Below are 24,176 nucleotides of genomic sequence, written 5' to 3'. Positions count from 1 at the left end.
GACCATTCTAGTGCCGTCCGGGCCGCTTCCCGCGCCCGGCACGGTGTCAGGCCTTTCCGGACTCCAGGACCTCGAGCGCGTAGCGCAGATCCTGCGGGTACTCGCTCGTCACGGTGACCCGCTCCCCCGTCCGGGGGTGGTCGAAGGACAGTTGCCGGGCGTGCAGCCATTGCCGGGTGAGCCCCAGGGTGGCGGCGAGCCGCGGATCCGCACCGTAGGTCAGGTCGCCGGCGCAGGGGTGGCGCAGGGCGGAAAAGTGCACGCGGATCTGGTGGGTGCGTCCTGTCTCCAGGTGGACCTCCACGAGGGAAGCCTTGCCGAAGGCTTCGAGGACTTCATAGTGCGTGACGGAGTCACGGCCGTCCTCGGTCACCGCGAAGCGCCAGTCGTGGCCCGGGTGGCGGCCGATCGGGGCGTCGATGGTGCCGGCCAGCGGATCCGGGAGGCCCTGGACGACGGCGTGGTACACCTTGTCCACGGTGCGTTCCTTGAAGGCGCGTTTAAGCACCGTGTAGGCGTGTTCGGTCTTGGCGACCACCATGACGCCGGAGGTCCCGACGTCGAGCCGGTGGACGATGCCGGCGCGCTCGGGGGCGCCGGACGTCGAGATGCGGTAGCCCAGCCCGGCGAGGGCTCCCACGACGGTGGGGCCCACCCAGCCGGGCGAGGGGTGGGCCGCTACGCCGACCGGTTTGTCGATGACGACGAACTCGTCATCATCAAGCAGGATCAACAGGTCGTCCACTACTTCCTCCACGATTTCCAGGGGGTCCCGGCGTTCCGGCACGACGACGTCGAGCACGGCGCCGGGGGCGAGCTTGAGGGACTTGCCGACCGCCTTGCCCCCGCAGCTGACGTTGCCCTCGGCGATCAGCGTGGCGGCCTGGGACCGGGAAATATCCATCAGCTTCGCCAGCCCGGCATCCACCCGGGTTCCGGCAAGTTCCTCCGGGACAACGACGCGCAGCGGTCCCGCCGGCTCAGACATCGTGCCCGGCCTCAGGTTTTGTGTGGCGGGTACCGTCCAGGGAGACGCCCCGGAGGGTGAGCAGGCAGATGATCACGACAGAGGACACCACAGCGGAGTCCGCGATGTTGAAGATTGCGAAGTTGGGCAGCTGGATGAAGTCGACCACGTGCCCCATGGCGAAAGAAGGCTCGCGGAACAGCCGGTCGGTGAGGTTGCCCAGGGCGCCCCCGAGCAGCAGCCCGAGCGCCAGCGCCCACCAGGCCGAGCCGAGCTTCCGCAGCTGCAGCAGGATGGCGATGGAGACGGCCGCCATGATGATGGTGAACACCCAAGTGACGTTCTCGCCGATCGAGAAGGCAGCCCCGGAATTGCGGATGTAGTACCAGTGCAGCAACGGGGGCAGCACGGGGGTCCGCTCGCCCTCGACCATCGTGTTGGTGACCCACAGCTTCGTGAGCTGGTCGAAGAGGTAGACGAACACCGCGAAGGCAGCGAAAACGGAGAACAGGACGGCCCGGCGGGGCCGCGCCAACGGCGCCTGCGCCGGAACCTGGGACCCGGATACGGGCCGGCCGGCGTCGGCGGGCTGTGCGGCGTCAACGGGCTGCGTGGCGTCGGGTGATGATGCGTCAGTCATAGGGCTTTCGTTCGGGAGCCAGTGCGGGACTGGGAGATTGCTGCCTGGCACAGGCCGGCTCCGGGACCGGAAGGCGGCACTATGCGGCATAAATGTGAATAGCCGGCGGCCGAGGAATCCCCGGCCACCGGCTTTCAGAATACGTGCTTAATACCTTAGCTGGCTTCGCTGACCTCGGGGGCCGCGACGGAGCCGCGGGCATCCAGGTCGCGGAGCTGGCCTTCGATGTAGGCCTTCAGGCGTGAGCGGTAGTCGCGTTCGAAGCCGCGCAGCTGCTCAACCTTGCGTTCCAGGACGGAGCGCTGCTGCTCGAGGGCGCCGAGGATCTTGCGTGACTTTTCCTGTGCGTCGTTGACGAGGCTGCTGGCTTCGATCTGGGCTTCGGCAATGATCTTGTCCCGCTGCTGCTCGCCGTCGGCGACGTGCTTGTCGTGCATCTGCTGCGCCATGGCGAGCAGGCCCGCTGCGGACTCGGCTGCGGGGGTTGCGGCGGCACGTGCCGGGGCGGCTGCCTGGACGGGAGCCTGCTCGGCTTCCTTCTTCTTGGCAGCTTCAGCGGCCTTTGCCTCGGCTTCTGCCTTGGCGCGCTCGTCCTTCTCGTCCTTGACGGGCGCGGGGACTTTCTCCACGACCGGAGCCGCAGCAGCGGAGCTGGCAGGCGTGCCCGCGCCGAGTTCGGCAAGCTTCTTCCGGAGCTCGTCGTTCTCCTGGTTCAGGCGCCGCAGTTCGACGACGATTTCATCCAGGAAGTCATCAACTTCATCCTGGTCGTAGCCTTCGCGGAACTTGGTCGGCTGAAAGCGCTTGTTGACAACGTCTTCTGGCGTCAAAGCCATCTGGTCACCTCGTTGGTCTAGTTAGTCAGTAGGCCTTCCGGCCGTCAAAACTACGGTACCTAAATATGGTCTGGTTCCTCTAATTCAACACCTGAGTGTCAAACCGGAGTTTCTATCGGTTCGGGCCGCGGAGCAGGTCCGCCGTCCGTACAACATCTCCTTATGCCAGGCTCCTGGCGACCGCCATCGCCACGCTCACCGCCACAAAGAGCAGCAGGAAGCCAAGGTCCAGCGAAATCCCGCCCAGCCGCAGCGGCGGAAGGACCCGCCGGAGCAGCTTGAGCGGCTTGTCCGTGACGGAATACACAGCGTGCGCCGTCACAAGCGCCGCACCGCGCGGCCGCCAGCTCCGGGCGAACATCTGGACCCAGTCAAAGACCAGGCGGATGATCAGGGCAACGAAAAACAGCAACAGCGCGATATAGACAAGTCCGAAAACAATTCCCATGAGCTAACTCATATCTCCATGTTCATTCCGGATACCGCAGTGTCCTAAGAAAGTATCGCTTCTATTTCAGCACGGATATTTCAGCACGGATGCCAGGCAGGTGTCCCTGCCTGGCATCCGTGCTGAAAACCTGACTAGCTCTGGTTGAAGAAGCTGGCCTGCGTTTCGCTGACCTTCTTGTCATCGCCGATGACTTCAACGTACGACGGCGAGAGCAGGAACACTTTGTTCGTGACCCGCTCGATGCTGCCGCGCAGGCCGAACACGAGTCCTGCCGAGAAGTCGACGAGGCGCTTGGCGTCGGCCTCGCCCATGTCGGTGACGTTCATGATGACGGGGATTCCGTCACGGAAGCTTTCACCGATGAGCTTGGCGTCGTTGTAGGACCGCGGGTGGATCGTGGTGATCTGCCGCAGTCCGGTGGTCTCTTCGCGGCTAGAGGCCGCACGCTTGATGGGTGTCACAGGTGCGCGATATTCCTCTTCAGCGGCGTAGGACTCTTCCTTGGGGACCTCGCGGACAGGGGCCGGCGCGCGGCGTTCCTCGCGGTCGTGTTCCATGGATTCGTCCTCATCCTTGTGCGATGTTGGGTGCTCAGACTCGTAGTGTTCGTCGCCATCAGCGAGCCCAAGATAGATCATTGTCTTGCGCAGAGCGCCGGCCATGGTCGACTCCTAATCGTGTCCGTAAGCGGGCCGCTCGTATGACTAGACAGCCTTGGAATCCCCGCCATTACCTTCCAATACGTTGAACCTACCCCAACGCCGGACGCGGACCCAGAATATCCGAGCCAATGCGCAGGTGTGTCGCCCCGAACTTGATGGCCGCCTCGAGGTCCTGGCTCATGCCGGCGGAGATTCCCGCGGCCTCCGGATGAAGGGCTGCCAGCCGGGCCGAGATGCCGGCGAGCCTGGCAAAGGCCGCTGCCGGATCCGCCCGGAGCGGGGCCACCGCCATGACGCCCGCCAGCAGGAGGCCTTCCGCCCCGGCGAGCCGGTCCGCCAGTGCCGGCACGTCGGCCGGCCGGGCTCCCCCGCGGCGGCCGTCGGCGTCCTCGTCAAGGCTGACCTGGATGAAGCACTCCAGCGGGGCACGCCCGGTGCGCTCCTGCTCGGCGGCCATGGCCTTTTCCAGTGCGGCGGCCAGCTGGGGCCGGTCCACGGAGTGCACGGCGTGGGCGTATTTCACCACGGACTTGGCTTTGTTGCTCTGCAGCTGCCCGATGAAGTGCCAGCGCAGGTGCAGGTCAGCCAGCTCCGCCGCCTTGCCGGCGGCTTCCTGGTCCCGGTTCTCGCCGACGTCCGTGACGCCCAGTGATACCAGCCGCCGGACGTCCTGCGCGGGGTGGAACTTCGTGACGACGATCAGCTGGGGCGGGGTGTCCTGCCGCCCTGAGGCCGCCACGGCCGCGCCGATCCGCTGCCTGACGGCGGCCAGGTTGCGTCCGAGCTGCGCGAGTCGGGCGTCCTCGGGGGCGCCGTCCCCTGTCTCAGCCATGGTCCTGCGCCGGGTCATCCGCGGCCGGGAGGGTCCACACGAGCCCTGCAAAGCGCCCTGTGTGGCTGCTGCGGCGGAAGGAGAACAGGGTTTCATCCTCACGGGTGCAGCCGCCGGAGTACTCGACGGCGACGCCCTCGGCCTCGAGCTGGCTCCGGACGCCGGCCGGGAGATCCAATCCGGCCGTGCCCCGCGAGGTGGTGCACCAGGTGGCGGGAACGGCGGCCGCGACCTCGGCGCGCATCCCTTCGGGGACCTCGTAGCAGAGACCGCAGATGGACGGCCCGATCCAGGCGCTGATCCGGACCGCTCCGAGCTCCCGGAGCCGGGCGAGGGCCGCGGGAACCACTCCGGAGGCCACACCGGGCCGTCCCGCGTGCACAGCGCCGAAGACGTGCGCTTCCGCTCCCAGCGCCCCGGCCCGGTCCCCCACGAGCACCACGGGGACGCAGTCAGCTACCATGACGGCCAGCGGCGCGCCGGACGAGACCAGGGCGTCTGCCGTCGGGGCATCCCCTGGCGCGTCCACGGCGGCGGCGGGCGGGCCGGCGATCGTGGCGACGTCATTGCCGTGGACCTGGTTCATGAACTGGAAGTGGCGCCCGTCGAGTCCCGCGGCTTGTTCGAGCTCCCCGCGCCTGCTCCTGACCTCAGCGGGGTCGTCGCCGACATGGAGCGCAAGATTGCCGGCGCCGGCGTCGGTGAAAGCCACCCAGACGCCGGGCCGGACTTCAGCTCGCCACGAAAACACTCAGTACACCGCCATCATTCGTTTGCAGAACTTCGATCCTACGAGAAAGCACCATGGCACTGCCATCCGGCAGTGCCATGGTGCTTCAGGATCTACTTGAGGAAGTCGGGGACATCCAGGTCGTCGGAGTGGCGGCCGGACAGGTCCGGCTCCACGACGGAGGGCAGGTCGACGTCGAAGCCCGAGTCGGCCGGCACTGCGGACGGGCGCTGCTGGCCCCAGCCGCCGTAACCGGACGCCCCCACGGTGGCGTGCAGCGGCTGGACGTGGGCGGAGGCCGGAGCCTGCGCCGGGGCCGGAGCCGCCGGGGTTGCCGGACGCTGCGGCGCAGCCGGCAGGGACTGGTCCATGGACGGCGAGGTGGCCTTGACGTCGTCGAAGCCGGCGGCAATGACGGTGACGCGTGCTTCGTCGCCGAGGGCGTCGTCAATGACCGCACCGAAGATGATGTTGGCCTCCGGGTGCGCGACTTCCTGGACGAGCCGGGCGGCCTCGTTGATCTCGAAGAGGCCCAGGTCCGAGCCGCCCTGGATGGACAGCAGGACGCCGTGGGCGCCGTCGATGGAAGCTTCGAGCAGCGGCGAGGCGATGGCCAGCTCCGCGGCCTTGACGGCGCGGTCTTCACCGCGGGCCGAGCCGATACCCATGAGGGCCGAGCCGGCGCCCTGCATGACGGACTTGACGTCGGCGAAGTCGAGGTTGATCAGGCCCGGCGTGGTGATCAGGTCAGTGATGCCCTGGACACCGGACAGCAGGACCTGGTCGGCGGAGCGGAACGCATCCAGGACCGAGACGTTGCGGTCGCTGATGGACAGCAGACGGTCGTTCGGGATGACGATCAGGGTGTCGACTTCGTCGCGCAGGGCGTCGATGCCGGCTTCGGCGGAGCCGGCGCGCCGGCGGCCTTCGAAGGTGAAGGGGCGGGTGACGACGCCGATGGTCAGGGCGCCGAGCGAGCGGGCGATCCGGGCCACGACGGGCGCGCCGCCGGTGCCGGTGCCGCCGCCTTCGCCGGCGGTGACGAAGACCATGTCCGCGCCGCGGATGACCTCTTCGATTTCGTCGGCGTGGTCCTCCGCAGCCTGCTTGCCGACCTCAGGGTTTGCACCGGCACCCAGGCCGCGCGTCAGCTCACGTCCGACGTCGAGTTTGACGTCGGCGTCGCTCATCAGCAATGCCTGGGCATCGGTGTTGATGGCGATGAATTCGACGCCGCGAAGACCGACTTCGATCATGCGGTTGACTGCGTTCACGCCACCGCCGCCGATGCCGACGACCTTGATGACGGCCAAGTAATTCTGCGGAGCTGCCACGTTACGTGTCCCTTGTTCGTGTTCTATTGCGAAAACTGATGGAGTCGAGCTTGAGGCTTTGAACCTTAACCTTCGACTTGAAGGTTATAGTTATGTCAAGTAACTCATGTCTGTGACGGTATTTCCTATGTAGGGGACATTCAATGACCGGGGCCGCGTGTCGCGGGAATACCGGGCAAATACCCTCTGCGGGTGGCGCCTTCAACCCTCCGGGCAGCTGCCTGGCGGTTGCCGGCGCGAATCCCTGGATAAGTGATTGCCTGCTACCGGGTGACAGGGTGCCGGGGCACGCTGACATCGTAGACCCGGACAGGGTTTTTCGGGTCCGCCGGGGCCTTGAGAAGGGCCGCGAGCACCCGGGCCTTGAGCTCCTTCTCCCCGGCGTTGCCCCAGACGATCGTCTGCCCGTCAACGAGCTTGAGTTCGACGGCGTCCGCGGACGTGGCCGAGGCCTTGGACAGCTTCGCGAGGACATCCGCCGGAAGTGCGCCCAGCACAGCGGTGATGGCGTGGAACAGATCTTTCGCCAGCGTCCCGCTGCCTCCATCGATGACCGGCAGCGGCACGGAGGCCGGGTCTGCTGTGGTGCTGAGCTGGACGCCGTCGACGTCCACGAGCTGGAAGCTCTCCCCCTGCTTGACCAGGGCCACCGGAACACGTTCGGTGATACGTACCTGCAGCGTGGAGGGCGGGCGCGCCTGGGTGCTGATGTCCTTGACCTGGACCAGCGGCTTGAGGAGGGCGGCGACGTCCGCCTCGCTGACCTGCGGCAGGGGTTTGCCTTGAAGCGGCGCGAGGGCCGACTGGATCTGGTCCGGGCTCAGCAATTTGGTGCCTTCCACGGTGACAGTCCGCAGGGCCAGCACCGGGGAGTAGACGGCGGCCGCCACGATTCCCGCCATCAGGACCGCCAGAATGCCGATCGTGCTCAGGAGGATGCGCTTGCGGCGCCTGGCCTTGGGTTCGGGAAAGGACAGCACATTGTCCGGGGCGTGGTCCGGAACCGTGTCCGTGTCCCCGGCGTGCCTGGATGCCGATATGACCTCCGGGCCGTGGCCGCCGGACGGCGCTGAGGGCCGGGGGGACGCGGGACCGCGGGTTCCGGCCTTATAGGTGGGGCGGCGGGTGCTAGGCACCAGCGTCCCCCGCCGTGAGGGCTTCGACGATGAGCGGACCGTACGCTGTGACGTCGCCTGCGCCGGCGGTCAGCACGATGTCTCCCGGCGCTGCCGCGGCCAGCACGGCTTTGACGGCCTCCCCGCCCGCGCCGACGAGCCTGCCGCCGGGTCCCAGATGGTCGGCAATCAGCTGGCTGCTGACTCCGGGGATGGGATCTTCGCGGGCCGGATAGATGTCCAGGAGCAGCGCCGTGTCGGCGGCGTTCAGGGCCTCGGCGAAGTCGCGGGCAAACTCCCGGGTCCGGGAGAACAGGTGCGGCTGGAAGAGCACGTGCACCTTGTGCTCGCCGGCAACGGCCCGCGCTGCGGACAGGGCGGCACGGACTTCGGTGGGATGGTGGGCGTAGTCGTCGTAGACGCGGACGCCACGGCCGCTGCCCTTGAATTCGAATCGGCGCGAGGCGCCGGAGAAATGCGCCAGGGCCTTGGCCGCGGCCTCGGGCTTGACGCCGAGTTCGAGGGCGACGGCGAACGCTGCGGCGGCGTTGAGCGCGTTGTGCCGCCCGGGGACCTGAAGCTCGACGTCGAACCGGCCCGCCGGCGTCGTGATCCACACCCGGCCCGGGCCCTCGTCGTGCAGTTGGACCTGGGTGCCGTCCGCGGTGCCGTAGAGGACCACCCTCGTGTTGCCGCGCGCCAGGGTGCGCTGAGCCAGCGCCGCCGCCCCCTCGTCGTCCGCGCAGGCCACGAGGACGCCGTCTGCCGGCAGCAGGGCCGTGAAGCGGTCGAAGGATGCGTAGACCGCTTCGGCGGTGCCGTAGAAGTCCAGGTGGTCTGGTTCGACGTTGGTTACCACGGCGATCTGCGGACGGTAGTTCAGGAAGGAGCCGTCCGACTCGTCGGCTTCGGCGACGAAGATCCCGGAGCTGCCGTGCGCGGCGTTCACGCCCAGCGCCGGGACATTCGCGCCGATGGCGAAGGAAGGATCCAGGCCGGCGCCCTGCAGCAGGACGGTGATCATCGACGTCGTCGTGGACTTCCCGTGCGTTCCGGCGACGGTCACGACCGTGTCGTCCGCCATGGTCGCGGCCAGCGCGACGGAGCGGTGGAGCACGGGGAGGCCTGCGGCCTGGGCTGCCGCGAGTTCGGGATTGTCCGGGCGGATCGCCGAGCCGGCGACGACAGTCTCGGCGTCGCCAAGGTTCGCTGCGGCGTAGCCGACCGCGATCCTGGCGCCGGCGGCGGCCAGATCCGCCAGGACAGGCAGGTCCTTGGCGTCCGTGCCGCTCACCGGTATGCCGCGCGCCACCATGATCCGGGCGACGGCTGACATGCCTACTCCCCCGATGCCGATGAAGTGCACGCGGCCCAGGGACTCGAGGTTACGGGCGCCGTGTAGGGGCTGGGTCATTGCATTACCGCTTCCTGCCGTGCTGTTCGAATGGCACTGCCACTTCAAGGACGAGATCGGCCATGCGCCGGTCCGCGTTTCGGATGCCGAGCCGTTCGGAGCTGGCGGCCATCGTCTCCAGCCTGCCGCGCTCCAGCAGCAGGGGGATGATGTTCTCCCGGAGCCAGTCGGCCGTGAACGCGCTGTCCTCCACGGTCAGGGCGCCTCCGGCGTCGACCAGGCCGCGGGCATTGAGGGCCTGTTCTCCGTTGCCGATGGGCAGGGGGACGAAGACGGCCGGCACGCCTACGGCGGCAACTTCGCAGACCGTGGCGGCGCCGGCACGGGCCAGCAGCAGGTCCGCGGCGGCATAGACCGTTTCCATGCCGTCCACGTATTCGACCTGCCGGTAGCCCGGCGCGGCCAGGGGTTTGCCGTCGGCGTCGTGCACGGACTTGCCGCGTCCGGTGATGTGCAGGGTCTGGACGCCCGCATCGGCGAGGGCGCCGACGGACGCCGCGAGGGTCCGGTTGATACTCTGGGCGCCAGAGGATCCGCCGGTGACGATCAGGGTCGGCTTCTGCGGATCCAGTCCAAGTGCCGCCCGGGCGGAGGCCCTGGCCGCCGGGCGGTCGAGGCCGGAAATCTCGGGGCGCATCGGCATGCCGACATGCCGTGCGCCGCGGAGGCGGGTGGCGCTGAAGGCCACGGCCACATGCCCGCCCAGCAGGGCGCCCACACGATTTGCCAGCCCCGCCCGGGTGTTGGCTTCGTGGACCACGATCGGAATTTTCCGCCGCCACGCGGCGAGGTACAGCGGCGTGCACACATATCCACCGACCCCCACCAGGACGTCAGCCCGGGCCTCGTCAAGGATCACGCCGGCCTGCTTCACCGCACCGGCCAGCCGGCCCGGAAGCCGGAGCAGGTCGGGTGTGGGCCTGCGCGGGAACGGCACCCGGCTGATGGTGGCCAGGTCCAGCCCGGCGGCCGGGACCAGCCGGGCTTCCATCCCGCCGGGCGTGCCGACAGCCAGGAGCTGCGCCCCGGGACGGAGTTCCCGGACCGCGCGGGCAATGGCCAGCAGCGGGCTGATGTGCCCGGCGGTTCCGCCGCCGGCGAGGACCACGGACAAAGACGACTCAGTGTTCATGAAGGGGCTGTTTACGCTTTCGTGCGGGATTGCCGGGTGCGGGGCTTGTCAATGCAGGGCTCTTTGGGGACGCGTTCTTTGGTGCGGGGTTCGTTGGAGCCGGCTTCTTTGCGGCGGGGTTCGTTGGTGCGGGTTTCTTTGGTGCGGGGCCGGACCGCTTGGTCCTGGTGCGCCGGGGCAGGTTCATACCGAAGAGCCGCTTGGGCTGGACACCTGGTGCCATCTGCGCCCTGGCCAGGGACAAGACTACGCCGATCGCGCACAGCGACATGAGCAGTGCGGAGCCGCCGTAGGAAATAAACGGCAGGGGTACGCCGATGACGGGCAGGAGTCCGGTCACGACCGCCATGTTCACGACCGCCTGGCCCAGCAGCCACACCATGATGGAGCCGCCCAGAACGCGGTGGAAGAGCCCTTCCTGGGCCGCGACCACGCGGTAGATGGCCGCGCCCAGGATGGCGAACAGGACGAGGACGACGACCGTGCCGACCAGTCCAAGCTCCTCGCCGATGATCGCAAAGATGAAGTCGTTGTGGGCTTCCGGAATCCAGCTGTACTTCTGCCGGCTTTGGCCAAGGCCAACGCCAAGCCATCCGCCGGAGGCGAGCCCGTAGAGGCCGTTCGTTGACTGGTAGTTCAGGTCAGACCCGTCGGCGCAGGTCTGGCCGGTCCACGAAAGGATCCGGCACATGCGGTTCGGGCTGGTGATCGCCAGGACCGCGGTGCCAAGGGCCAGTCCTGCCCCGGCAATGCCGAACAAGCGCAGCCGCACACCGGCGAAGAAGAGTGCCGAGGCCATGATCACCATGACGATCATGGCCGTGCCGAGGTCGTTTCCGGCCAGGATGAGTCCGATGATGACCACAGCGCCCGGGAGCACCACGGGAACCAGTGCGTGCCGCCACTGCGTCAGCAGCTTGGCCTTGCGGTGCAATACCGTGGCCATCCACAGGGCGAGGGCGAGCTTGGCGGCCTCGGAAGGCTGGAAGGTGAAGGGGCCGACGTCGATCCAGTTCTGGTTGCCGAGCGTACTCCGGCCCACCAGCAGAACCAGCAGGAGGAGCACGGTTGCCACGGCAATCGCGGGCCAGGCGAAGCGCTTGAGCCAAACGACGTTGACCCTCGAGAGCACGAGCATGGCAAACACGCCAATGGCAGCGAAGAGGCCCTGTTTGAGGGCGGCCGAGTAGGGCGACTCCCCTGCCGCAATGGCTTCGACACTGGAGGCGGAGAGCACCATCATGATGCCGATCGCGGTCAACGCAAGGGTGGAGCCGAGGATCAGGTAGTACGTGGAGCCGTTCCGGGACTTGCCCGGGCCCTCCAGCGCCGCCCAGAAGCCCCGGTACCAGCGGCGCAGCGTCCCCGGAGGGAGCCCCCGGCCCAGGACCCCGCGGGGTGCCGTGGGTTTGCCGGCGGCGGGTCTGATGGCGCCGGGTTTGCCGGCGGGTTTGCCGCCGGGTTTGCCGGCGACGGCGGGCTTGACCGCCGTCGTGCGTGTGGGCGTGCTGACCATTGTTACTCCTCGCTGGTCTGAGCCTGCCCTTCCACGAGCTCGCGGACAGCTTCGATGAAGGCATCGCCACGGTGAGCGTAGGAAGAGAACTGATCCATGGAAGCAGCTGCCGGGGCCAGGAGCACAGTGTCCCCGGAGGCGGCCAGCTGCGCCGCCGATGCAACGGCCTGTGCCATCACAGTTTCGCCGAAAATCGGCGAAGGGCCTGCGGCGGCTTTGGCCGTTCCGGCAGTCTGCACCATTTCAGTGTCGCCCTTCCCCTGGCCGATCACGGGGACATCGGGTGCGTGTCGCTGCAGGGCCTCCTGGAGTTCGCTGGAGTCCGCGCCGATCAGGACGACTGCCTTGAGCCGGTGGGCATGCTCCCGGACCAGGGCATCGTAGTTCACGCCCTTGGAGAGGCCGCCGGCGATCCAGACGACGTCCTGGAACGCGGACAGCGACGCCGACGCCGCGTGGGGGTTGGTGGCCTTTGAGTCGTTGACCCAGAGGACGCCGTTGTGCCGGGCGACGGGCTGGATGCGGTGGTCGCCCGGAAGGTAGTTCTGCAGGCCCTGGCGGACGGCGGACGCTTCGACCCCGTAGGCCCGCACCAGGGCGGCGGCGGCCAGCGCGTTGGCCACCATGTGGCGCGGTGCCACCGCGCCCAGATCCGAGACGGCGGCCAGTTCCGCGGCACTATCCTTGCGCCCGGGAATGAACGCCCGGTCCACGAGCAGGCCTTCCACGACGCCGAGCATGCTCACGGCAGGCGACACCGTGGTGAAGGCCACCGCCCGGCAGCCTTCGACGACGTCGGCGTCTTCGACCATGCGCTCGGTTTCGATCTGCTCGGCGTTGTAGATGCACGCCTTCCGGGTGTTCGCGTAGACCTTGGCCTTGTCGGCCAGGTACGAAGCGTAGGAACCGTGCCAGTCGACGTGGTCCTCGGCGACGTTGAGGCACACGCTCGCGACGGGCGAGATGGAGTGGCTCCAGTGCAGCTGGAAACTGGAGAGCTCCACGGCGAAAACGTCGTAGTCCACCGGGTCGCGGAGGGCGTCCAGGATAGGGGTCCCGATGTTGCCGACGGCGATCGCCTTCAGTCCGGCCGCCTGCAGCATGGACTCGGTCAGGCCCACGGTTGTGGTCTTGCCGTTGGTCCCGGTGATGGTGAGCCAGTCGGCGGTCTTGCGGCCTTTGCGTTCGCGGACGCGCCAGGCGAGTTCGACGTCGCCCCAGACGGGAATGTGCGCCCGCGCGGCGCCGGCCAGCAGCGACTGGTCCGGCCGCCACCCCGGCGACGTGACGATCAGGTCCGGCTTCTGGCCATCGACCTTCGGGACGGACTCCACCGCCTCCTCGCCGAGCAGGACGTCTGCCGCGCCGACGATCCGGAGCGTGTCCGCCTGGGCCTGGGCTTTGGGGGTGGTGGCCGAGTCCACGACAACCACCCGGGCGCCGAGTTCGATCAGGGTGTCGGCGGCCGCGAAGCCGGAGACTCCGAGGCCGGTGACCACTACCCGCAGTCCGGCCCAGTCGGAATCCCAGCTGACGAGGTCGTTGAGCCGCGCCGAGGTCGTGAGGGGGGCGGGGATCGAACCGGTCACAGGAGCACCACCCATTCGGCGTAGAAGACACCCAGGCCCGCGGCGACGAACAGCCCGCAGAGGATCCAGAAGCGGACTACGACGGTGACTTCGGCCCAGCCTTTGAGTTCAAAGTGGTGCTGCAGCGGTGCCATCTTGAAGAAGCGCTTGCCCTTGGTGATCTTGAAATAGCCCACCTGGATGATGACCGAAAGGGTGATGAGGACGAAGAGGCCGCCGATGAAGGCCAGCAGCAGTTCGGTCCGCGACAGGATGGCGAAGCCCGCAACGGCGCCGCCGATGGCCAGCGAGCCGGTGTCCCCCATGAAGATCTTTGCCGGGGACGTGTTCCACCACAGGAATCCGACGAGGGCCGCGCTGAGGATCGCCGCGAGCAGTGCAAGGTCCAGCGGATCCCGGACCGAATAGCAGCCGCTGCCGGCCTGGCGCGGGGAACCGCAGGCCTGGTTGCTCTGCCAGATGCCCATGAGGGTGTACGCGCCGAACACCATGACCGAGGCGCCGGCGGCGAGGCCGTCCAGTCCGTCGGTGAGGTTCACCCCGTTGGTGGCCGCCGTGACAATCAGGTTGGACCACAGGACGAACAGGATCGCGCCGATCACCGTGCCGCCGAAGGCCAGGTTGAGCCACGGGATGTCGCGCACCAGGGAGATCTGCGTGGACGCGGGGGTTACCCCGGCTGAATTCGGAAAGTTCAAGGCCAGGACAGCGAAAATAATCCCGACCGCCGCCTGCAGGATCAGTTTTGCCTTGGCGTTCAGGCCAAGGCTGCGCTGCTTGGAGATTTTGATGAAATCATCCAGGAATCCGACGAGCCCCATGCCGACCATGAGGAACAGCAGCAGGATCGCCGAGGCTGTCGGGCCCGGGGATCCCGGGTTCATCAGCCACATGATCAGGTGCGTCAGGCCGTAGCTGACCAGCACGGCCAGGACAACGACGGTTCCGCCCATCGTGGGCGTGCCGCGCTTGGTGTGGTGGGACGTGGGACCGTCGTCCCGGATGAACTGTCCGTAGCTTTTCCGGACCAGGAGCCGGATGAACAGCGGGGTGCCCGCGAAGGCAAAGAGCAAGGCCATTCCAGCGCCCATCAGCAGTGCAATCACAGCAGTGCACTCCCTTCTGTGGCGGTTCCGTGGGCTTGTGGGGGTAATGCTATCCGATCGCCCAGATGGCGCAGTCCGATGCTGTTCGAGGACTTGAACAACACCAGATCACCGGGCCTGAGTTCGGCCTGCAGGAGTTCGTAGGCCTCGTCGGCGGTCTCGGCGAAGACACATTCATCGCCCCACGAGCCCTCCTGGACGGCAGAGACGTAGAGGGAGCGCGCCTCGCGGCCGACGACAACCAGCCGGGAGATGTTGAGCCGCACCACCTGGGTGCCCACGGCCGTGTGCTCGCGGATGGAGTCCGGGCCCAGTTCGAGCATGGCGCCGAGCACTGCCCAGGTCCGGCGGCCGCGGCCGAGGTCGGCCAGTGTCCGCAGGGCGGCCCGCATGGATTCCGGGTTGGCGTTGTAGGCATCGTTGATGATGGTCACGCCGTCGGCGCGTTCCGTGCGTTCCATCCGCCAGCGGCTGGCGGCCGTCTGGGCACTGAGCGACGCGGCGATCCGGGCGCCCGGGATGCCGGCTGCGTGGGCAGCTCCCGCCGCGGCGAGGAGGTTCGCGACGTGATGGGCCCCGATGAGGCCGCTGGACACGTGGTGCCCTGCGGTGTTGTCCGGCACGAAGAGCTCGAACTCGGGGTGTCCCGCGGCGTTCAGTTCAACGTCTTCCGCCCGGACCGGGGCCGGCTGGCCGTCGCGGGCAGGCTGGGAGCTGTAGCCGAGGACGCGTGCCTGCGTCCGGGCGGCCATGGCCGCGACGCGGGCATCGTCCAGGTTCAGCACCGCGGTGCCGGCGGCGGGGAGTGCCTCGACGAGCTCGCCCTTGGCGACGGCGATGTTCTCGATGCCGCCGAACTCGCCGGCGTGGGCGGAGCCGACGCCCAGCACGACGCCGATGTCCGGGCGGACCATGTCCGCGAGGTAGCGGATATGGCCGATCCCCGTGGCGCCCATTTCGATCACGAGGTAGCGGGTGTCAAACCCGGCCTTGAACACGGTCAGCGGGACGCCGATCTCGCCGTTGTACGAGCCCTGCGGGGCGACGGTGTTGCCGTCGGCGCCGGCGTCGGCGGCGAGGATCCCGGCCAGCAGGTCCTTGGTGGTGGTCTTGCCGGCGGAACCGGTGATGCCAATGACGGTGAGAACAGAACCGTCGGCTTCGCGGCGGGCCCGGATCCGGCGGACTGATTCAGCCGCCAGGGCGCCCATCGCGAGGACGGAGTCCTTCACGACGACGGCCGGGAAGTTCCGCCCGTCGGCGTCGGCAACGTCATGCTCCACGAGCGCCAGGACGGCACCCCGGTCGAAGGCGGCGCCCACGAAGTCGTGGCCGTCGGCCACCTCCCCCGGTTTGGCCACATAGAGGGAACCCGCTGTGGCTTCGCGGGAGTCGGTCACTACGGAGCCCGGCGTGATCCCCGGTTCCGCAGCCAGCCGGCCGTCGGTTATTTCGGCGATTTCCGCCGCTGTAAATGCAATCATCTCGGTTTAGGACTCTATCCGCTGGTCTTCGAGAACGGTGAATCCCCGTGCTGTCAAGGCATTCCGGAGCTCCACCCTGTCATCCAGTGCAAGGTTGACCCCCTTGACCTCCTGCCATATTTCGTGGCCCCGCCCGGCCACGAGGACGGTGTCCCCGGGCGCTGCGAGCTCCACGGCCTTCCGGATGGCGGCGGCCCGCGGGAAGACCTCCAGGACCGTACAGTCGAGCCCCTCGGCGTTCTTCGCCTCGAGCGCCCCTGCCATCACGTCCTGACGGATCGCGGCTGCGTCCTCGTCGTGCGGGTCATCGTCACTGACGATCACGGTGTCCGCCAGGCGTGCCGCGATGGCTCCCATGGCGGGCCGCTTCCCCTGGTCGCGCTGGCCTGTGGCGCCGAAGACAATGATCACCCTGGAGCCGGGCTGCGGGGAACGGACGGCCTCGAGCGCCCGGGCCAGGGCGTCCGGGTTGTGCGCGAAGTCGACCACTGCTGCGGGAGCGGTGGAGACGAGCTGCATGCGGCCAGGGACCGCGACGGTGAACGGATCCCCGGCGTCGAGGGCGGCCTGCACGGCGGCAGCATCGGCCCCGCCGGCGAGCACCATGACGGTGGCCAGCGCGGCGTTGGCGACGTTGAAGCTGCCGGGGAGGCCCGTGTGGACGCGCAGTTCGGCGCCCCCGCGGTGCCGCAGCACGAAATCGGTGCCCAGCCCGCGCGGGACAGGGTTGAGGACCGTCCAGTCGGCGTCTGCAGCCGGGCTGCCTTCCGCGCCCACGGAACGGGCGGTCGCCAGGGTCGTCACCGGGATTTCCGCCGCGGCGGCAAGCTTTCGCCCCCAGTCGTCGTCGACCGTCACGACCGCCGCGTGGGCGCGCCCGGGGGTGAACAGCCGGGCCTTGGTCTGGAAGTACTCCTCCATGGTTCCGTGCAGGTCCAGGTGGTCCTGTGTCAGGTTGGTGAAGCCTGCGACGTCGAACTCCACTCCGTCGACGCGGTGGAAGGACACGGCGTGTGAGGAGACCTCCATGGAGGCCGCGTCGAGCCCGCGTTCGCGCATCAGTGCGAGCAGGGCGTGGACGTCCGTGGATTCGGGGGTTGTCAGGAGGCTGGGGATCGGTTCTCCGCCCGCCAGGATCTCGATGGTCCCGATCAGTCCGGTCCGCTTCCCGAGCGCCTGCAGCAGTGAATTGATGAAGTAGGTGGTGGTGGTCTTGCCATTGGTGCCTGTAACTCCGAAGAGCGCCGGAGCGCCGGCTCCCTCCGGCCGGCTCTGGTAGATCAGGGCCGCGAGCCGGCCGACCAGGCTGCGCGGTTCATCGGCGAGCAGCACCGGGACCGGAACGTCGTTGGAGAGTGCCAGCAGGCGTGCACCGCCGTCGTCCGTCAGGACCGCTGCGGCACCGGCGTCAACCGCCTGGGCCACGAAATCAGCCCCGTGGCGCGTGGCGCCGGGCAGCGCAACGTACAAGTCCCCCGGCCGGACCGCACGGGAATTCAGTGAAATCCCCGTCACAGGGACGGAGCTGGACGCCCCTGGAACGACGACGCCGATCGACTCACCGATGGTTGCCAGCGGCACTGCGGCAACCGCAGCGGGCCGGAAGCCCTGGGTGGAGTCCTGGCCGGACGGCGCGGAAGCGTCGGGGGCGTTGAGCTCTGACAAGTGGATCTCCGTTGTGGTGCTAGTGGATCTTGCGCTGCGCACGGAGGCGTGCTCCGGCCCGCAGGCACTGTGGTTTGGCACTGGTTCGTGACGCCGGGTGCTGTGTGGAACTGGTGCTACTTGACGTACTGCGGCAGATGTACGGGGGTGCCGGTGGAAGGCTGGACGTTGAACGTGCGCAGCGTCTGGCTCATCACCGAACGGAACACCGGTCCGTTGGTGATTCCGTAGATGCTGCCCTTGGGCCGTTGCAGGACCACTTCAACAATAAACCGCGGATCGTCCATCGGCGCCATTCCCACCATGGAAGCGGTGTAGCCGCAGAAGCCGGACTTGCCGTCGTCACAGGGTGATTCCGACGTTCCGGTCTTTGCCCCGACCCGGTAGCCGTCAATCGCGGCGTCCTTGATTTCGCCCTCGGTCACGGCGCTCTCCAGGATGTCGCGGACCTGCTGGGCGGTGTCTTTGGTGACAATCTGCCGGGGCGCCTTGGCCGGGACCTTCTCCTCTGTCCCGTCCGGGTTGATGTAGCTGTCAATGAGCCTCGGCTGGAGCATGACGCCGCCGTTGGCGATGCTTTGGTAGGCACGGACGGTCTGGAGCGTCGACTGGGCCACGCCCTGGCCGAAGAGGACGGTGTACTGCTGCCGCCCGTCCCATTGATCGGCCGGGGTGAGGATGCCCGTGGACTCAGCGGGCAGCCCGATGTCCGGCGCTTCGCCGATGCCGAACTTCTGCAGCCAGTCGTGGCGCTTTTCCTTGCTGATCCGCTGGCCCACCATCACGGTGCCGGTGTTCATGGAATAGCCCACGATGCCAGCAAGGGTCCGCTCTTCCGTGCCGTGCACAAAGGCATCGCTGAAGGTCTGGCCGTCGACGGTGTAAGTCGGCGGAACGGTGAAGTGGTCCAGCGGGTGGGCGGTGCCTTCTTCGATCGCGGCCGCGGCGGTGATCATCTTCTCCACCGAACCCGGCTCATAGGCGGCCGTGACGGCGCGGACGCCGCGGTCCTTGGCTGCGACCTTGCCCGGGTCATTGGGGTCGGGCGCATCGGTGTCCGCCATCGCAATGATGTTTCCGGTTTTGACATCGGAGATCACTATCACGCCCCATTCGGCGCTGAGCTTGTCCTTCTGGCTCTGGATTGCCTGCTGGGCGAAGTACTGCAGGTCCGAGTTGAGCGTGAGCTTGATGTCCTTGCCGTTGACGGCGGGCGTCAGCTGGTCCACGCCCACCGGGATGCGGAGCCCGTCGGCGCCGATTTCGAAGAGGCGCTTGCCGGGGGTGCCCTTGAGGATGTCATCCTGGGTCTGTTCGAGTCCGGCCTGGCCGGTGGTGCCGTCCTTCAGGAAACCGACAATCCCGCCGGCCACGGAGCCGTTCGGGTAGACCCGCTTGCTGGTGCCTTCTGTGACGAGACCGGGAATCTGCAGCTTCGAGATGCGGTCCTCGACGTCCGGCATCACGTCCTTCGCGACGATGTAATAGCGCTGGTTTCCGGTCAGGGCGGCCCGCACGGCGTTCGTATCCATGCCGAGCACTGACGCCAGGTCGGAGATGCCTTGGTCGCGGGTGACCTTGACGAGCTGGTCCTTGCCGTCGACTGGTTCCAGGCGGTGAAAGGAGTCGGTCTTGGTGTTGACCGTCTGGTCGACCACGACGTTGTACCGGATGACGCTGCTGGCGAGGACGGTGCCGGAGGAGTCCAGGATGCTGCCGCGTTCGGCCGGCAGTTCGATCGGGGTGAGGCGGTTCTTGAGCGCGGCCTCGGCCATCCCGCCGACGTCCAGTCCCTGGACCAGGAACAGCTTGCCGCCGACGACGAGCAGGAGCGTCAGCATGAGGCCCAATCCCACGCGCAGCCGTCGCGTCGCGCTCGGCGCTTTCGCCTTGCGTGCCTTGCCGGTGTTTTGCGCCACGATGATTCCTTGCTGCTTGCCGTGCTGGTCGTCAGTGGTCTGTTACTGTCCCGGAACCTTCTGGGCCGGTGCCGGAACGGAGCCGCCGTGGAGTTCGACGGTTACTGTCCCGGAACCTTCTGGGCCGGTGCCGGAACGGAGCCGCCGTGGAGTTCGACCACGGGCACCGGTGGCGCTGCAGGCGCGGCCGGAGTTGCAGCAGGGGTTGGGGCGCTGTCAACCGGCTTGCGGTTCTCGAGCGGCTCCTTGGCCGTTGCCGGCGGGACAACAGTGAGCTGCCCTGCGACGGCCGGCGCTGCGATAACGGCTCCCGGGGCGTCCCCCTTGACGGCAGGTTTGGCCTTGCCCGTGACGCTCAGGGTGGAGAGGTCGATCTGGCCCTTGGCAACGGAAGCCACCATGCCCAGTTCCGTGGCCTTGGCGGCAAGGTTCTGCGGTGCGTCAAAGTTCTGCACCTGCTGGGTGAGGTCCTGGTTTTGCTTCGTCAGGGTGGTCTGCTCGCTCCGGAGCTGCACCAGCTGGTACTGGGCCGAGGACACGGAGATGTTCAGGACCAGCACGGCCAGGAGCGCAACCGCCAGGAGCCCGAAGCAAAGCACAACGAACGGGGCTCGGCGCTTGCGGGGAGCAGAGCGGACCACCGACAGCGGAGTGCGTGACTTCCGCGCCGGGCCCGTGCCGGGGTTGATTCCCGGCAGGGCACGGGCAGTGGCGCCTGTGGCAACGGGATAGCGGTTGACAGCGGCAGTGCTCATGCGGCTCTCCTGGCCTTGATGCGTTCTACGGCGCGGAGCCTGGCGGAGGCTGCGCGTGGGTTCTCAGCGATTTCAGCGGGTGTGGGCACCTCGGTGCCTTTCGTCAAGGTCTTCAATTCCGCTTTGTGCTCTTCGAGCTCCACCGGGAAGCCGAGCGGGGCGGCTGACTTCGATCCGCGCTGGAAGAAGCCCTTGACGATCTTGTCTTCCAGCGAGTGGTAGGACATGACGACGACCCGGCCTCCGAGGGCAAGGGCCTCGATGGCTGCGGGGACGGCGCGTTCCAGGACATCCAGTTCCTCGTTGACCTCGATCCGGAGCGCCTGGAACGTGCGCTTCGCGGGGTGTCCCCCGGCCTTGGCGGCCCCGGCAGGAACCACGGCACGGATCTGTTCGACCAGTTCCCCGGTGGTGGTGAAGGGCTTCCCGGCGCGTGCGGCGACAATCCTGTTCGCGATTCGGCCGGCGAACTTTTCTTCGCCCCATTTACGGATGATGCGGACGAGGTCTTCTTCGCTGTAGTTGTTGACGACGTCGGCGGCCGTCTGGCCGCGGCTCGTGTCCATCCGCATGTCCAGGGGCGCGTCGAAGGAGTAGGCGAAGCCGCGTTCCCGCTCGTCGAGCTGGAGGGAGGAGACGCCGAGGTCCATCAGGACGCCGTGGACTTCAGTGAAGCCCAGGTCAGCGAGGACCTCCGGAATTTCGTCGTAGACGGCGTGCACTAGGTCGATCCGGTCCGCGAAAGGTTTGAGCCGCTCCCCTGCCAGGGCCAACGCTTCCTCGTCGCGGTCGATCCCGATCAGGTGAAGATCGGGAAAGCGCTGAAGAAGGGCTTTGGAGTGGCCGCCCATGCCCAGGGTGGCATCAATGACCACGGGTGTCTCGCCGCGGCTCCGGGCCGCGTCGAAACCTGGTGCCAACAAATTGATGCACCGGTCCTTGAGGACCGGTACATGGCGTTCGGACGTAGGTTTCGCCTGGTCGGGATCCGTCATACCTTCGTCCTTTCGTGGTCCGGAGTCTTGCTGGCCGTCATACTTTTGCTCTTTGCCGTGGCTGCTCCTTGATCCAGATCCCCATCCGCGCCTATCCGGCGTCGGCCTGGCTCCGGGGAAGTGAGCCAGGACAACAGCCGGATGGGCGGCTGGAGATCTCGATCAAGGAACGTCTCTTGCGGGTGGGTCTTTCGGGTCTTCAGAGAATCCCCGGGATGGCGTCGTCGGTCTCCGAGAAGGCAGTTTCCTTTTCGGCCAGGTACTCGCTCCAGGCTTGGGCGTCCCAGATCTCTGCACGGGATCCGGCGCCGATAACCGCCAGTTCCCGGCCAAGGCCTGCGTATTCCCGGAGCGCCGGCGGAATCGTCACGCGCCCCTGCTTGTCAGGTACCTCGTCCGAGGCTCCAGAGAGGAATACCCGGATGTAGTCACGCGCCTGCTTGGAGGAGATTGGAGCCTCCCGCATCTGCTCGTGAACCCGGCCGAACTCCGCCTCACTGAAGACGTAGATGCAACGCTCCTGGCCCCTTGTGAGAACCAGCCCGCCGGCGAGTTCCTCACGGAACTTCGCCGGGAGGATAATTCGACCTTTTTCGTCCAGACGCGGCGAATGTGTGCCGAGAAACACGGCCCACCGCCTGTCTGGTCTTGGAAGTCCAACGTCCCCCGTGCTGCCACTACCCTCTTACCGCCTCCACATTACTCCACATCCCTCCACAGTCAACGACACGCGCGATTTATTTGCGTAAATCCGGGGGAGTTTTCCCGGGCTCAACCCTGCAGTGGCGCGGAGACGGGGAAGGTGGCGAGCAGTGGAGGGATTGCGGGCCGCCGGCGTCCCGGTCACCGGCGCACGGGGCGTGGCGCCCCGGCGTTCCCGGCGTCCCGGTCACCGGCGCGCGGGGCGTGGCGCCCCGGCGTTCCCGGCGTCCCGGTTACCGGCGCGCGGGGCGTGGCCCCTGGTGCTCCCGCCGCCAGCCGCGGGATCGTGGCGTTAAACGGCAAAAGACCCGCCGAAGCGGGTCTTCTGCCGTCGTCCGCGGAGGACGGGTGGTGGGAAGTGGAGGTCGGGGTGGTGGGAAGTGGAGGTCGGGGTGGTGGGAAGTGGAGGTCGGGGTGGTGGGAAGTGGAGGAGCTCCCGCGGTAAACGGTCAGGATTCCCCGCGGTGCCTTTCGTCCCAGCGCTGCTCGAGGTTGCTCATGAACGAGCTCCGGGGCTTTCCCGGCTTCCGGCCGGCACCGGAGGCTTTCGCCTTGCCGACTGCCGAACTGCGCATCGTGGCGAAGTACACGCCGGCACCCATGACCACAAAGCCCAGGACTCCGACCAGGATGTTCTGCATCGACACGCCGACCAGCAGGAGCAGGACGCCCGCCAGTGTTGCGAGGACGCCGATAACAAGATGGCGGGTGGACCATGAACGTCCCGGATCCGAGCCCATTGAGCTGGCGAACTTGGGATCGTCCTCATGCAGCTGCTTCTCAAGTTGCTCCAGCAACTTCTGTTCGTGCTCCGAGAGCGGCATCACGACCTCCTTAAGTCGGCCAACGCCCAGACTTGACGCGGCCAGTGCCTAATCCCATAACGCCCGGGAATCTCAAGTGGTTCCCATTCGCCGTCATTGGCCGAATAGGGGTTCCACCATGGGGGTTTCCACGGCCCAGGGGGTTGTTCAGCTGGTCAGGTCGTAGCCCGAACGTTCGATCCGGTCGTTCTAAACCTACGTATAAATAAGGATAGTTTGTTGCGCCCTGTTCTGAAAGACGCTCTTGCTGCCCGGCCGCCCTCCCCCGGCACTTCACGGCAGGAACGGCCTCTTCCGGGTCAGCCCGTGTTGCGGCCGGGATCCAGGAGCCGCGCAGGGAGGACCGACTTAGTACCGAATTTCCGGGTGACTTCATCCAGCGCCTGCTCCGCTGCGCGCCAGTTGTCGTCCCGGCGGTCCAGGCTGAGCTGGAGGGCGGCCTGGGCCGCCTCTTCCAGCTGTTCTGCCCGAATGCCCACCAGCCGCACGGTCATGGGGCGGTCGCCAACCGATTCCAGGAGCTGCACAGCGACGGCGTACAGCAATTGGGCGCTGTCAATCGGGGTGCCCACGGTGCGGCTGCGCGTGATGGTCGAAAAATCCGCATAGCGGAGCTTGAGGGCGACCGTTCGGGCGTGCATGCCCGCGCTGCGGAGGCGCTCGGCCGTCCGGTGCGAGAGGCGCAGGAGCTCCCGGCGCAGCAGTGCGTCGTCGGCGGTGTCGACAGCAAAGGTCTCCTCGGCACCGATGCTCTTCTCCAGCCGGACGGGCGTCACGGGCCGGGGGTCGATCCCCGACGCGAGCCGGTAGACGTGCTCCCCGGACGCACCGAGCACTTTGCGGAGCGAGGGCAGGGGCGACGCCGCGACATCCGCGACCGTCCGGATGCCCATCCGGGCCAGCACTTCCACGGTCTTGGCGCCGACCCCCCAAAGGGCGCTGACGGGAAGGCTGTGCAGGTACGGGACCGTCTCGTCCGGGCCGATGAGCAGCAGGCCGTCGGGCTTGCAGCGGGTTGAGGCGATCTTGGCGACGAATTTGCTCGCCGCAATCCCCACCGATGCCGTGATGCCCAGTTCCCGCTGGACCCGTGTGCGGATCAGCTCGCCGATCTCGCGCGGGGGGCCCAGCCGGCGGATCGCTCCCCCGACGTCGAGGAAGGCCTCATCGACGCTGAGCGGCTCGACGAGTTCGGTGATGGAACCGAAAATGGCCATGATCTGGCCGGACACTTCGTAGTACAGCTTGTGGCGGGGCTCGATGATTACTGCAGGGGGGCACATGCGGGCGGCAACCACCATGGGCATCGCCGACTTGACGCCGAAGGCCCTGGCTTCGTAGGAGGCGGATAGCACCACGGAACGGTCCGCCGGGTAGCCGACAATCACGGGCTTTCCCTTTAACTGCGGGCGGCTGCGCAGCTCCACCGAGACGAAGAAAGCGTCCATGTCCACGTGCATGATGCTGCTGCGCCGCAGCTCACGGAGCTCTGCCTCACTGAGCCGCCT

General features: G+C 67.5%; 22 protein-coding genes. All 22 read right to left on the bottom strand.

The window, feature by feature from the left end; all coding sequences use genetic code 11:
- Positions 1–46 precede the first annotated feature (46 nt).
- The gene (locus AC1DES_RS12830; RefSeq protein WP_476896083.1) at positions 47–988 is read right to left on the bottom strand and encodes an RluA family pseudouridine synthase; all 942 of its coding nucleotides are present in this window, start codon (positions 986–988) and stop codon (positions 47–49) included.
- Entirely contained in the window at positions 981–1,607 is a 627-nt protein-coding gene (gene lspA, locus AC1DES_RS12825) for a signal peptidase II (RefSeq protein ID WP_476896082.1), read from the bottom strand. Before lspA ends, AC1DES_RS12830 begins: the two co-directional genes overlap by 8 nt.
- Positions 1,608–1,762: 155 nt before the next feature.
- A complete protein-coding gene (locus AC1DES_RS12820; protein ID WP_476896081.1) occupies positions 1,763–2,443 on the bottom strand; it encodes a DivIVA domain-containing protein in 681 nt (226 codons plus the stop codon).
- A gap of 160 nt (positions 2,444–2,603) precedes the next feature.
- The gene (locus tag AC1DES_RS12815; protein WP_476896080.1) at positions 2,604–2,891 is read right to left on the bottom strand and encodes a YggT family protein; all 288 of its coding nucleotides are present in this window, start codon (positions 2,889–2,891) and stop codon (positions 2,604–2,606) included.
- A 134-nt stretch (positions 2,892–3,025) separates the two neighbouring features.
- Positions 3,026–3,556: a cell division protein SepF gene (locus AC1DES_RS12810; protein WP_476896079.1), complete on the bottom strand. Its 531-nt coding sequence runs from the start codon at positions 3,554–3,556 to the stop codon at positions 3,026–3,028.
- Between the two features lie 88 nt (positions 3,557–3,644).
- A complete protein-coding gene (locus AC1DES_RS12805) occupies positions 3,645–4,388 on the bottom strand; it encodes a YggS family pyridoxal phosphate-dependent enzyme (RefSeq protein WP_476896078.1) in 744 nt (247 codons plus the stop codon).
- Positions 4,381–5,139: a purine nucleoside phosphorylase YfiH/LACC1 family protein gene (locus AC1DES_RS12800; protein ID WP_476896077.1), complete on the bottom strand. Its 759-nt coding sequence runs from the start codon at positions 5,137–5,139 to the stop codon at positions 4,381–4,383. Before AC1DES_RS12800 ends, AC1DES_RS12805 begins: the two co-directional genes overlap by 8 nt.
- 92 nt (positions 5,140–5,231) lie before the next feature.
- Positions 5,232–6,452 carry a cell division protein FtsZ gene (gene ftsZ, locus AC1DES_RS12795; RefSeq protein ID WP_427132599.1) on the bottom strand — a complete coding sequence of 407 codons (1,221 nt, stop codon included), beginning with the start codon at positions 6,450–6,452 and terminating at the stop codon, positions 5,232–5,234.
- 263 nt (positions 6,453–6,715) lie between these two features.
- Entirely contained in the window at positions 6,716–7,588 is an 873-nt protein-coding gene (locus AC1DES_RS12790) for a cell division protein FtsQ/DivIB (protein ID WP_476896076.1), read from the bottom strand.
- Complete coding sequence (gene murC / locus AC1DES_RS12785; RefSeq protein ID WP_476896075.1) at positions 7,581–8,981, bottom strand: UDP-N-acetylmuramate--L-alanine ligase; 1,401 nt, start codon at positions 8,979–8,981, stop codon at positions 7,581–7,583. The genes AC1DES_RS12790 and murC overlap by 8 nt, the downstream gene beginning before the upstream one ends.
- Before the next feature lie 4 nt (positions 8,982–8,985).
- Entirely contained in the window at positions 8,986–10,113 is a 1,128-nt protein-coding gene (locus tag AC1DES_RS12780) for a UDP-N-acetylglucosamine--N-acetylmuramyl-(pentapeptide) pyrophosphoryl-undecaprenol N-acetylglucosamine transferase (RefSeq protein WP_476896074.1), read from the bottom strand.
- Positions 10,103–11,629: a putative lipid II flippase FtsW gene (gene ftsW, locus AC1DES_RS12775; protein ID WP_476896073.1), complete on the bottom strand. Its 1,527-nt coding sequence runs from the start codon at positions 11,627–11,629 to the stop codon at positions 10,103–10,105. Before ftsW ends, AC1DES_RS12780 begins: the two co-directional genes overlap by 11 nt.
- Positions 11,630–11,631: 2 nt before the next feature.
- The gene (gene murD, locus AC1DES_RS12770) at positions 11,632–13,233 is read right to left on the bottom strand and encodes a UDP-N-acetylmuramoyl-L-alanine--D-glutamate ligase (protein ID WP_476896072.1); all 1,602 of its coding nucleotides are present in this window, start codon (positions 13,231–13,233) and stop codon (positions 11,632–11,634) included.
- Positions 13,215–14,324 (bottom strand): phospho-N-acetylmuramoyl-pentapeptide-transferase, encoded by a 1,110-nt coding sequence (mraY, locus tag AC1DES_RS12765; protein ID WP_476896071.1) that lies wholly within the window; start codon positions 14,322–14,324, stop codon positions 13,215–13,217. Before mraY ends, murD begins: the two co-directional genes overlap by 19 nt.
- The gene (locus AC1DES_RS12760) at positions 14,321–15,808 is read right to left on the bottom strand and encodes a UDP-N-acetylmuramoyl-tripeptide--D-alanyl-D-alanine ligase (protein ID WP_476896070.1); all 1,488 of its coding nucleotides are present in this window, start codon (positions 15,806–15,808) and stop codon (positions 14,321–14,323) included. The genes mraY and AC1DES_RS12760 overlap by 4 nt, the downstream gene beginning before the upstream one ends.
- A 6-nt stretch (positions 15,809–15,814) precedes the next feature.
- Positions 15,815–17,473: a UDP-N-acetylmuramoyl-L-alanyl-D-glutamate--2,6-diaminopimelate ligase gene (locus tag AC1DES_RS12755; RefSeq protein ID WP_476896069.1), complete on the bottom strand. Its 1,659-nt coding sequence runs from the start codon at positions 17,471–17,473 to the stop codon at positions 15,815–15,817.
- A gap of 116 nt (positions 17,474–17,589) precedes the next feature.
- A complete protein-coding gene (locus AC1DES_RS12750) occupies positions 17,590–19,392 on the bottom strand; it encodes a peptidoglycan D,D-transpeptidase FtsI family protein (RefSeq protein WP_476896068.1) in 1,803 nt (600 codons plus the stop codon).
- Positions 19,393–19,493: 101 nt separating this feature from the next.
- Complete coding sequence (gene ftsL, locus AC1DES_RS12745) at positions 19,494–20,147, bottom strand: cell division protein FtsL (protein WP_476896067.1); 654 nt, start codon at positions 20,145–20,147, stop codon at positions 19,494–19,496.
- Positions 20,144–21,142 (bottom strand): 16S rRNA (cytosine(1402)-N(4))-methyltransferase RsmH, encoded by a 999-nt coding sequence (gene rsmH / locus AC1DES_RS12740; protein WP_476896066.1) that lies wholly within the window; start codon positions 21,140–21,142, stop codon positions 20,144–20,146. Before rsmH ends, ftsL begins: the two co-directional genes overlap by 4 nt.
- A gap of 199 nt (positions 21,143–21,341) precedes the next feature.
- Positions 21,342–21,770: a division/cell wall cluster transcriptional repressor MraZ gene (mraZ, locus tag AC1DES_RS12735; RefSeq protein WP_116767521.1), complete on the bottom strand. Its 429-nt coding sequence runs from the start codon at positions 21,768–21,770 to the stop codon at positions 21,342–21,344.
- Positions 21,771–22,293: 523 nt separating this feature from the next.
- Complete coding sequence (locus tag AC1DES_RS12730) at positions 22,294–22,668, bottom strand: DUF3040 domain-containing protein (RefSeq protein WP_476896065.1); 375 nt, start codon at positions 22,666–22,668, stop codon at positions 22,294–22,296.
- A gap of 299 nt (positions 22,669–22,967) precedes the next feature.
- The gene (gene dinB / locus AC1DES_RS12725) at positions 22,968–24,128 is read right to left on the bottom strand and encodes a DNA polymerase IV (RefSeq protein ID WP_476896126.1); all 1,161 of its coding nucleotides are present in this window, start codon (positions 24,126–24,128) and stop codon (positions 22,968–22,970) included.
- Positions 24,129–24,176 lie beyond the last annotated feature (48 nt).

This window comes from Arthrobacter sp. 05T442 (assembly GCF_056395945.1).
The sequence above is the reverse complement of the archived record's forward strand: the minus strand, read 5'-3'. Positions and strand labels throughout refer to the sequence as shown.

Coding starts and splice junctions, on each gene's coding strand:
- AC1DES_RS12830 (WP_476896083.1), bottom strand. CDS start 988: ATGTCTGAGCCGGCGGGACCGCTGCGCGTCGTTGTCCCGGAGGAACTT.
- lspA (WP_476896082.1), bottom strand. CDS start 1,607: ATGACTGACGCATCATCACCCGACGCCACGCAGCCCGTTGACGCCGCA.
- AC1DES_RS12820 (WP_476896081.1), bottom strand. CDS start 2,443: ATGGCTTTGACGCCAGAAGACGTTGTCAACAAGCGCTTTCAGCCGACC.
- AC1DES_RS12815 (WP_476896080.1), bottom strand. CDS start 2,891: ATGGGAATTGTTTTCGGACTTGTCTATATCGCGCTGTTGCTGTTTTTC.
- AC1DES_RS12810 (WP_476896079.1), bottom strand. CDS start 3,556: ATGGCCGGCGCTCTGCGCAAGACAATGATCTATCTTGGGCTCGCTGAT.
- AC1DES_RS12805 (WP_476896078.1), bottom strand. CDS start 4,388: ATGGCTGAGACAGGGGACGGCGCCCCCGAGGACGCCCGACTCGCGCAG.
- murC (WP_476896075.1), bottom strand. CDS start 8,981: ATGACCCAGCCCCTACACGGCGCCCGTAACCTCGAGTCCCTGGGCCGC.
- AC1DES_RS12780 (WP_476896074.1), bottom strand. CDS start 10,113: ATGAACACTGAGTCGTCTTTGTCCGTGGTCCTCGCCGGCGGCGGAACC.
- ftsW (WP_476896073.1), bottom strand. CDS start 11,629: ATGGTCAGCACGCCCACACGCACGACGGCGGTCAAGCCCGCCGTCGCC.
- murD (WP_476896072.1), bottom strand. CDS start 13,233: ATGGGTGGTGCTCCTGTGACCGGTTCGATCCCCGCCCCCCTCACGACC.
- AC1DES_RS12760 (WP_476896070.1), bottom strand. CDS start 15,808: ATGATTGCATTTACAGCGGCGGAAATCGCCGAAATAACCGACGGCCGG.
- ftsL (WP_476896067.1), bottom strand. CDS start 20,147: ATGAGCACTGCCGCTGTCAACCGCTATCCCGTTGCCACAGGCGCCACT.
- rsmH (WP_476896066.1), bottom strand. CDS start 21,142: ATGACGGATCCCGACCAGGCGAAACCTACGTCCGAACGCCATGTACCG.
- AC1DES_RS12730 (WP_476896065.1), bottom strand. CDS start 22,668: ATGCCGCTCTCGGAGCACGAACAGAAGTTGCTGGAGCAACTTGAGAAG.
- dinB (WP_476896126.1), bottom strand. CDS start 24,128: ATGCACGTGGACATGGACGCTTTCTTCGTCTCGGTGGAGCTGCGCAGC.